This window comes from Zoogloea sp., assembly GCF_041911615.1.
Taxonomy (GTDB): domain Bacteria; phylum Pseudomonadota; class Gammaproteobacteria; order Burkholderiales; family Rhodocyclaceae; genus Zoogloea.
Window position 1 is genome coordinate 44,122 of record NZ_JAYROR010000135.1, and the last position, 9,479, is coordinate 53,600.

6 protein-coding genes are annotated in these 9,479 nt (G+C 71.0%); 3 read left to right on the forward strand and 3 right to left on the reverse strand.

The features are described 5' to 3' along the window. The first annotated feature begins 136 nt into the window (after nucleotides 1–136). Nucleotides 137–4,843 (forward strand): PAS domain S-box protein, encoded by a 4,707-nt coding sequence (locus ACE3P2_RS18070; protein WP_374267038.1) that lies wholly within the window; start codon nucleotides 137–139, stop codon nucleotides 4,841–4,843. On the opposite strand, the gene ACE3P2_RS18075 is transcribed toward ACE3P2_RS18070, so the two are convergent. Beyond that, a complete protein-coding gene (locus ACE3P2_RS18075; protein ID WP_374267040.1) occupies nucleotides 4,840–5,880 on the reverse strand; it encodes a zinc-binding alcohol dehydrogenase family protein in 1,041 nt (346 codons plus the stop codon). The genes ACE3P2_RS18070 and ACE3P2_RS18075 overlap by 4 nt on opposite strands. Next, nucleotides 5,877–6,983, reverse strand: a complete 1,107-nt coding sequence (locus ACE3P2_RS18080; RefSeq protein ID WP_374267042.1) for an alkene reductase — start codon at nucleotides 6,981–6,983, stop codon at nucleotides 5,877–5,879. The genes ACE3P2_RS18075 and ACE3P2_RS18080 overlap by 4 nt, the downstream gene beginning before the upstream one ends. A gap of 103 nt (nucleotides 6,984–7,086) precedes the next feature. Between ACE3P2_RS18080 and ACE3P2_RS18085 the strand changes: the two genes are divergently transcribed. Continuing rightward, nucleotides 7,087–8,019 (forward strand): LysR family transcriptional regulator, encoded by a 933-nt coding sequence (locus tag ACE3P2_RS18085; RefSeq protein WP_374267044.1) that lies wholly within the window; start codon nucleotides 7,087–7,089, stop codon nucleotides 8,017–8,019. On the opposite strand, the gene ACE3P2_RS18090 is transcribed toward ACE3P2_RS18085, so the two are convergent. Beyond that, nucleotides 7,991–8,938, reverse strand: coding sequence for an alpha/beta fold hydrolase (locus ACE3P2_RS18090; protein ID WP_374267046.1), 948 nt, complete (start codon nucleotides 8,936–8,938; stop codon nucleotides 7,991–7,993). The genes ACE3P2_RS18085 and ACE3P2_RS18090 overlap by 29 nt on opposite strands. A gap of 175 nt (nucleotides 8,939–9,113) precedes the next feature. Here ACE3P2_RS18090 and ACE3P2_RS18095 point away from each other — a divergent pair. Beyond that, nucleotides 9,114–9,479 (forward strand): hypothetical protein (locus ACE3P2_RS18095; RefSeq protein WP_374267048.1); only part of this gene is annotated, 366 nt, incomplete at its 3' end.

Below are 9,479 nucleotides of genomic sequence, written 5' to 3' on the forward strand. Positions count from 1 at the left end.
TCGAATTCGGGTGCGGCGCGCAGAAAACACGCTGGGAGCCGGCTGCTTGGGCTTAACATTCCTCCTTCTGAGCAGTCTGTGCCGGGCCGGTGGATAGATGACCGACAAAACGACAAAAAGCTCCCCGGACGAGGGAGTGGAGAGGCAGCCGGGTTCCACCGCCCCAACCGGTGAGACCGCCGGCGGGGCGGCCGACCACGCGGTCGGCGGACCCGTTTTCGAGGCGATCCTGGCCCAGGTGTCGCGCGCCAGCGGCGTGGACATGAGCCGCTACAAGGAAAGCACGTTGCTGCGCCAGACCCGGCGCCGCTGCCGCGTGCTGGGATTCGATTCCCTCGAGGCCTATCTCGCTCACCTCGGGACGGATCCGGAGGAGCCGGGGCGCCTGCACCAGAGCTTCATGATCTCGGTGTCGGCCTTCTTTCGCGACGCCGAGGTGTTCGACGAGCTCGCCCGGGCGCTGCATGGGCTGATCGCCGCCAAGCAGCCGGGCGACGCGCTGCGCGTCTGGGTGCCGGCCTGCGCCACCGGCGAGGAGGTGTACTCCATCGCGATCCTGCTCGCCGAGAGCCTCGGCGAACGCCTCGACAGCCTCGATGCGCGGGTCTTCGCGACCGACATCGACCAGGAAGCCCTCGATTTCGCGCGGGCGGGGGTGTATGCCGCGTCCGACCTGGTGGGGCTGTCGGCGGCGCGGCTGGCGCGCTGGTTCCGTCCGGAAGGCGAGGCCTGGCGGGTGAGCAAGCCGCTGCGCGAACTGTGCGTGTTCTCCCAGCACGACCTGATCGGCCACCCGCCGCTGGTGCGCATGGATCTGGTGAGCTGCCGCAACATCCTGATCTACTTCAAGCCGGGCCAGCAGGCCGAACTGCTGCGCAGCTTCCACTTCGCCCTCAAGCCGGGTGGGCTGCTGCTGCTCGGCAAATCCGAATCGGTGGGGCTCGACGGTGGCGGCTTCGAGGCCGTCGATGCCGCCGGCAAGCTCTACCGCAGCAGCGCGGCGCCGGTCGCCCGGCCCCACGTGGCCCACGCGCCGGCCCTGGCGCGGCCGATCGCGCAGCGGCCGGTGCTGGCCTCGCGGCGCGAGTCGCTGGTGGACATCAGCCGCCGCACCCTGCTGGAAGCCTATGGGCCGCCGGCGGTGTTGATCGACGCGAGTTTCGAGCCGCTGCATTTCTTCGGCGCCTCGCGACGCTACTTCGCCCTGCCGGCCGGCAGCGCCGACTTTTCGGTGTTCAGCCTGTGCCTGCCCGAGCTGCGCAGCGAGCTGCGCGCGCTGTGCTTCCGGATGCGCCAGGAGCGCCTCGAGCAGTTGCAGGGCCTGGGCACGCTGGTGCGCTTCGGCGACGAGGTGCTGAAGGTGCGGCCGGTGGTGCGGCGCATCGAGAGTGGCGGCAGCGACCCGCGCTGGGCGCTGCTGATCGGCTTCGAGGAAAGCCAGGCCAGCGTGATGCTGCGCCCCGCGGGCGCCACGGACACCCTCGCGCCGGACGAGGCCGCCGACGAGATCGCCCGCCTGCGCCGCGAGCTGGCCGACACCCGCGATCACCTGCAGGCGGTCATCGAGCAGCTCGAGGCGTCGAACGAGGAGCTGCAGTGCCTCAACGAGGAGCTCCAGTCGGCGGGCGAGGAGCTGCAGGCGTCCAACGAGGAACTCCAGGCCACCAACGAGGAACTCACCACCCTCAACGACGAGCTGCAGATCAAGTCGGTCGAGTACGCCCGCCTCAACGCCACCCTCGGCAACATCCAGAACTCCATCCGCACCAGCCTGGTGGTGGTGGACCGGGACGGCCGGGTGACCCGCTTCAACCCGCTGGCCTCACGCATCTTCGGGGTGCTGCCCAACGACATCGGCCAGTTCCTGTACGGCGTGCCGTGCTACCTGGAGCTGCCGCGCCTGCGCGAGTGGGTCGAGGAGGTGGTGAGCAGCGACGAATCCCACGTCGAGCACGTGCACCAGCGCGGTTTCCATTACCTGATGCAGATCGACGCCTACCGGGACGAGCACGGCCGCACCAGCGGCGCGGTGCTCACCTTCGCCGACATCTCCGACCTGCATCGCGCCGAGGAGGCCCGCGACCACAGCGAGGCGCGCTTCCGCCAGGTGTGGGATTCGAGCGTCGACGGGCTCGCGGTGGTGGATGTGGAGGGGCGCATGGTGCTGGTCAATCCGGCCCTCGAGCGGATGTTCGGCTACGCGCCCGGCGAGCTGGCCGGCGAGCTGGCCGAATGCCTCGTGCCGCCGCACTTGCGCGCCAACCACGCCATCCAGCGCGACATGTACCGCATCGCGCCAGCGCAGGCGCAGGCCCTGATGGCCCGCCGCAGCATCAACGGCTACTGCAAGGATGGCACCGAGCTGGCGGTCGAGCTGAGCCTCGCCAGCCTGACGCTGGATGGCACCGAGCACGTCCTCGTCACCGTCTCCGACGTCACCGAGCGCAGCCTCTCCGAGGCGCTGCTGCGGGCCAGCGAGCGGCGCCTGCGTCTGGCCCTGGACGCCGCGCGGGCGGGCACCTGGGAGTGGTTCATCGAGAGCGGCAACCATTTCTGGTCCGACGAGCTGTGGCAGCTCTACGGCCTGTCGGCCGACGGCTCGATGCCATCCACCGAGGCGTGGTGGCAGACCATCGATCCGGACGACCTCGACCGGGTGGTCGCCACGGTGATGTCGGCGCGCAACGTCGGCGAGCCCTTCGAGACGGAATGGCGGGTCATGCAGCCGCCGTCGGCGCCGCCGCGCTGGCTGTTGTGCCGCGGCCAGCCGAACTACGGCGAAACCGGCCGGCTGGTGAGCTATATCGGCATCGTGCTCGATGTGACCGAGCGCCGGCTCGGCGAGGAGCGCCGCCGCCAGAGCGAGGCGATGCTCACCACCATCCTCGACAACGTCGGCGCCTGCATCTACATCAAGGACGTGGATTACCGCTACACCTACGCCAACCGCCAGGTGTGCGCCTTGTTCGGCCGCGAGCGCGGCGAGATCGTCGGGCACCCCGACGAGCGCTTCTTCGACGCCGCCACCGCGGCGGTGCTGCGCACCAACGACCGCCGGGTGATCCTCGGCGGCGAGCGCATCGAGGTCGAGGAGACCAACCGCGAGGCGGCTTCCGGCGAGGTGCGCGACTTCCTGTCGATCAAGCTGCCGCTGCGCCGCGAGGACGGCAGCATCTACGCCCTGTGCGGCATCTCCACCGACATCACCGAGCGCAAGCTCGCCGAGGAGCGCCTGCGCATGTTGTCCACCGCCGTGGAGCAGAGCCCCGGCAGCATCGTCCTCACCGATCTGGACGCGCGCATCATCTACGTGAATGCCGCCTTCGAGCGCACCTCGGGCTACACCTTCGACGAGGTGCGCGGCCAGAACCCCAACATGATGCAGTCGGGCCAGACCTCGCCGGAGGTGTTCCGGCAGATGTGGCAGACCCTCACCCGGGGCGATTCCTGGCATGGCGAACTGGTCAACCGGCGGCGCAACGGCGAGGTGTACCTCGAATCGGCGGTGATCTCGCCGGTGCGCCGTGCCGACGGCAGCATCTCCCACTACCTCGGCATCAAGCGCGACATCACCGAGGAGAAGCGCATCGAGCAGGAACTCGACCGCCATCGTCTGCACCTCGAAAGCCTGGTCGAGGCGCGCACCCGCGAGCTGGCCCTGGCCAAGGACGTCGCCGAGAGCGCCAGCCGCGCCAAGAGCGCCTTCCTGGCCAACATGAGCCACGAGATCCGCACCCCGCTCAACGCCGTGCTGGGCATGGCCCACATCATGCGGCGCGAGGGCGCCAGCCCCCAGCAGACCGAGCAGCTCGACAAGATCGACGGCGCCGCCCAGCATCTGCTCGGCGTCATCAACGACATCCTCGACCTGTCGAAGATCGAGGCCGAGAAGTTCAACCTCGAGGACGGCGAGTTTGCCCTCGACGGCGTCGTCGCCAGCGTCGTCTCGATGCTCCACGACAAGGCCGGCGCCAAGGGCCTGCGCCTCGAGGCCAAGCTCGAGAGCCTGCCCAGCCTGGTGCGCGGCGACGCCACCCGCTTCACCCAGGCCCTGCTCAATCTCGCCAGCAACGCCGTCAAGTTCACCGAGGCCGGCACCGTCGCCCTCGATGTGCAGGTCGTGGAGCGGCGCGATGCGCGGATACGGGTGCGGGTCGAGGTGCGCGACAGCGGCATCGGGGTGCCGCCCGAGGTGTTGCCGAAGCTGTTCGGCGCCTTCGAGCAGGGCGATACCTCGACCACCCGCAAGTACGGCGGTACCGGCCTGGGCCTGGCGATCACCCGCCGGCTGGCCGAGCTGATGGGCGGCGAGGCCGGCGCCACCAGCACCCACGGAGTCGGCAGCACCTTCTGGTTCACCGCCTGGCTGGGCGTCGGGCGCGCCGTGCATGCCGCCGACGCGCTGCCGCCCGACGAGGGGCGCGCCGAGGACATCCTGCGCCGCGACTTCGCCGGCGCCGGCGTGCTGCTGGTGGAGGACGAACCCGTCAACCAGGAGGTCGCCAAGCTGTTCCTGCTCGACGTGGGGCTCGACGTGGCGATCGCGGGCAATGGCGCGGTGGCCGTCGAGATGTTGCGCGACGCCGGTTTCGATCTGGTGCTGATGGACATGCAGATGCCCGAGATGGACGGCCTCGAGGCCACCCGCCTGATTCGCCGCATCCCGGGCCGCGAGAACGTGCCGATCGTCGCGATGACCGCCAACGCCTTCGCCGAGGACCGCGCCCAGTGCATGGCCGCCGGCATGGACGACTTCCTCTCCAAGCCGGTCGAGCCCGACCGGCTGTTCTCGACCCTGCTGCGCTGGCTGCGGCGCAGCCGCGAGCGCCTCGCCAGCCCTTAAGCGGCGGGGGTGTCCCCGTGGCGGGCGAAGCCCTCGAGAACGATCTTGCCCACCGCCCTGCCGCTTTCGAGCAGGGCATGGGCCTCGCGGAGGGTGGCCGCGCAGATCGGGCCCAGCTTCAGTTGGGCGGTGCTGCGGATGGCGCCCTGGTCCACCAGGTCGGCGAGGGCGTCCAGCAGGTGGTGCTGGGCGATCATGTCGTCGGTCTGGAACAGCGAGCGGGTGAACATCAGCTCCCAGTGCAGGCTGAGGCTCTTGCGCTTCATCGCGCGCACGTCGAAGGGCGCCGGGTCGTCGATCAGCGCCAGTTTGCCCTGGGGCGCCAGCGCGTCCACCAGCTGCGCGAAGTGCTGGTCGGTGTGGGTCAGGCTGATCGCGTAATCGACCGGCGGCACGCCGAGCGCGGCGAGTTGCGGCGCGAAGGGCTGGCGGTGGTCGATCACGTGGTGGGCGCCCAGCGCCAGCGCCCAGGCCCGGCTTTCCCGGCGCGACGCGGTGCCCACCACGGTGAGGCCGGTGCGCTGACGGGCCAGCTGGATCAGGATCGAGCCGACCCCGCCGGCGGCGCCGACGACCAGCAGCGTGGCGGGGCGGCCGGCGCCGGCGAGGGGCACCTGCAGGCGGTCGAACAGCAGTTCCCAGGCGGTGATGCCGGTGAGCGGCAGCGCTGCGGCGTCCGCCGGGCTCAGGCTCGCCGGCTTGCGGCCGACGAGACGTTCATCCACCAGCTGGAACTCCGCGTTGCTGCCCGGGCGGTCCATGGCGCCGGCGTACCACACCGCGTCGCCGGGGCGGAACAGGGTGGCCTCGGCGCCCACCTCGCGCACGATGCCCACCGCGTCGTAGCCCAGCACCTTGCAGGCGCCCGGCGGCGGCGCGGTGCCGCGGCGTACCTTGGTATCGACCGGATTCACCGCGATGGCCTGGATCTCGACCAGCAGATCGCGGCCCTCGGGCCGCGGGCGGGGCAACTCGACGTCGAGCAGGGCGTCGGGGCGGTCGAGGGCGCCCGGTTGGTGGTAGGCGACGGCTTTCATGCGGGTTCGGCCTCGGTGGTGGGGTGGGTCGGGTAGTCCAGGTAGCCGCGGGCGTCGCCGCCGAAGAAGGTGGTGGCGTCGGGTGCGTTGAGCGGCCAGCCGTGCTGCAGGCGCTCGGCCAGGTCGGGGTTGGCGATGTAGGGGCGGCCGAAGGCCACCAGGTCCGCCTCGCCGCCCTTGAGCACGGCTTCGGCCCGTGCCAGGGTGTAGCCGCCGGCGACGATCAGCGGTCCGGGGAAGGCGGCGCGCAGTTGTCGGCGCGCGTCGATGGCTTCAGGGCTGTCGTCGCCGGGCTCGTTGATGTGCAGGTAGGCCACGCCCCGCGCGGCCAGTTGGGTGGCGGCCGCGACGGCGGTGGGGAGGCTGTCCGGGCAGTCCATGCCGTTCGCCAGGTTGCGCGGCGACAGGCGCACGCCGGTGCGCGCCGCGCCGATGGCGCCGGTGACCGCGTCGGTGACCTCGAGCAGGAAGCGCAGGCGTTTGTCGCGGCTGCCGCCGTAGGCGTCGCTGCGCTGGTTGGCGCTGCTGCGCAGGAACTGGTCGATCAGGTAGCCGTTGGCGGCGTGGATCTCGACGCCGTCGAAGCCGGCCTCGATGGCGTTGCGGGCGGCCTGCCGGAAGTCCGCCACGATGGCGGTGATCTCCGTGGCGTCGAGCGCGCGGGGGGGCGGGCAGGGCACCATGCCGCCGCGTCCGTCGGGCCCGGCTTTCCAGATCTGCCCGGAGAAGGGTAGCGCCGACGGCGCCACCGGCAGGGCACCGGCGTGGAAGTCGGGGTGGGACATGCGGCCGCAGTGCCAGATCTGCAGGAAGATCCGCCCGCCGCGCCGGTGCACCGCCTCGGTGACGTGCTGCCAGCCCTCGATCTGCGCCCGGCTGTGGATGCCGGGGGTGAGCGAGTAACCCTTGGCGTCCGGCGAGATGTCGGTGGCTTCGGCCACGATCAGGCCGGCGTAGGCGCGGGCGGCGTAGTAGGCGGCGTTCATCGCGGTGGGCACGTTGCCGGGCTGGGCGGCGCGGGCGCGGGTCAGCGGTGGCATCACGATGCGGTTGGGAAGGCGCAGATCGCCTACGGCAAGCGGCTGGAAGAGGGGCGCGTTCATGGTGACGGTGCGGGCGTGAGGGAGATGGCGTCGCAGTCTAGGCAGGTGGGGTGGGTTTGATAATTGGGCTATCCTTTAACGAACTTTCAAATCAGTTTTGAAAATGATCCATCTTCCGGACGTCGAGCTGTTCATCCGCGTGGCCGAACTGGGCAGCATCAGCGCCGCCGGGCGTGCCCTCGGGCTGAGTCCGGCGGCGGCCAGTGCGGCCCTCAAGCGGCTGGAGCGGCGGGTGGACAGCCAGCTCTTCGAGCGGTCGACCCGCTCGCTGCGTCTGACCCAGGCGGGCGAGGATTTCCTTGGTTTCTGCGTGCAGTCGCGTCAGGCGCTGGAGGAGGGGCTGGCGGCGCTCAAGCAGGGGCGCGAGCAGCTGTCGGGCGAGATTCACCTGGGCGCCCCCTCCGATCTGGGGCGCGACCGCCTCGATACCCTGCTGGAGCCTTTCCGCCGGCGCCACCCCCAGCTGCGGCTGGTGATGCATCTGGCCGATGATCTGATCGACCTCTACCGCAACCCCATCGACCTGGTGCTGCGCTATGGCCTGTCGCAGGATTCGAACCTTGTCGGGCGCAAGCTGTGCGACAACGGCCGGGTGCTGGTGGCGTCGCCGGATTACCTGGCGCGTCACGGCCACCCGGAAAGCTTCGAGGCGCTGGCCGGCCGCAACTGCATCTGTTTCTACCGCAACGGCGAGCTGTTCAATCGCTGGCGGCTGTTCCTGGACGGTCACCAGCGCGAGGTCACCGTCGCGGGCGACCGCGCCGCCAACGACGGGGCCCTGGTTCGCAAGTGGGCCCGGGAGGGCTACGGCATCGCCTACAAGTCGCGCCTCGACGTCATCGACGACCTGGCGTCGGGGGCGCTGGTCGATTTGTTTCCGGCCGCGCGCTACGACGAGACGCCGCTCTACGTCGCCTATCCCAGCCGGCGCTACCAGCCGGCGCGGATCAAGGCCTTGCTGGCGTGGCTGGCGGAGGCTTTCGGCGCGGCTGTGGCCGGCCCGGCGGTCAGCCCGCCTCCACCGGCAGGGTCGTGACTTCACCGCGCAGCGGCGAGGGCAGGCGGGCGTGGTGCAGCCATTCGAGGGCGATCGGCCACAGGCTGTGTTCGAAGCGGCTGTGGAAGAACGCGAAGTGGCCGATCTGGCGTTCGCCGATGGCCTCGGGATGCAGGTGCAGATGGGTGCGCGGGCTGGCGCGGTAGTAGCCGAGCAGGCGGCGGATCGCCGCCACGGTGCCGAACTCGTCGTCGGCAACGCTGAGGGCCAGGGTGTCGCCGCGCAGGCTGGCGAAGCGGCGCAGGATCGCGTCGCGCTCGGCGGTGGGCAGGAGCGCCCGCCAGTTGTCCTCGAAGCGCGGGGCACGGGCGGTCCAGTCGCGCACCACGCCTTTCGGGGTGTCCTCCAGCCAGCCCAGGCGGCTGCCCGGGAAATAGCCGAACAGCGCGGTCAGGGCCGGCATCGCGAGGTGCCACTTGAGCAGCAGGCCGGCCCGGCGAGGGGCCGCGTAGTCGCGCCAGTAGGCGTACTGCGCGCCCATCGAGAACACCCGGGCGACGTGCCGGCAGGATGGGGCAAGTCCGATCAGGAAACCGCCGACGCTGTGGGCGACGACCTGGACCGGCTGCCCCGGAAAGTGGACGAGGGCGTGCTGCAGCGCGGCTTCCACGTCGAGCCGGCCCCAGTCGATCCAGCCGGCCTCGAAGTGGCGCAGTCGCGTCGGCCGCGATTCGCCGATGCCGCGGTAGTCGAAGCTCAGCACGTCGAAGCCGTTGCGGTGCAGGAAGTCGGCGAAGCGGGCGTAGTAGCGGCAGCGTACCGAGGTGGCGGGGTTGATGACCACCACCGGGCGCCGGAGGTCCGCGTCGGCGTGCTGCCAGCAGAAGCCGCGCAGGGGGTAACCGTCGGCGGCGGTGAAGGCGATCGGGCGCGGAGCGGGGGCGGCGTGCGGGGCCATGGCGGCTGTCCGGGGGTGGTGGGGGCAGTGAGCCGATGGTAGGCGGCGGGCCGTGGCGCTTCAAACGATTCGTCCGCATGGCTGACATGCGGCGGCGTCATGCGGGTGGCTTTGCAATGCGCGGGCGCGCTTGTACATTGCGCTCCGTCGAATCGTTCAACCGAGGAGGGTGAAGATGCATTCCCTGATTGCCGAGCGCCAGCGCCTGTTTGCCTTGCCGGACCAGCCGATGCCGGACGGGGCGGAGGCGGATCTGCTCGATCTCGTCGACGCCGACGGGCGGGTGCGGACGCTGGTGGTGGGCGTGGCGGCGGCGACCGGCTGGGGGCCGGTGGCGGCCTTGTGCGCGGGCGTGGACGCGGAGCTGGCCTTGCCGCCGCCGGCGGTGGCGGTGGCCGGGGCGGCGGGTTTCCAGGTGTGGTTCTCGCTGGCCGAGCCGGTGGCCCTGGCGTGCGCGGCGGACTTTCTGGTGGGGTTGCGGGCGCGGTTCCTGGCCGACGTGCCGGACGCGCGGCTGGTCCTGGCGCCGCTGCCTGCGGGC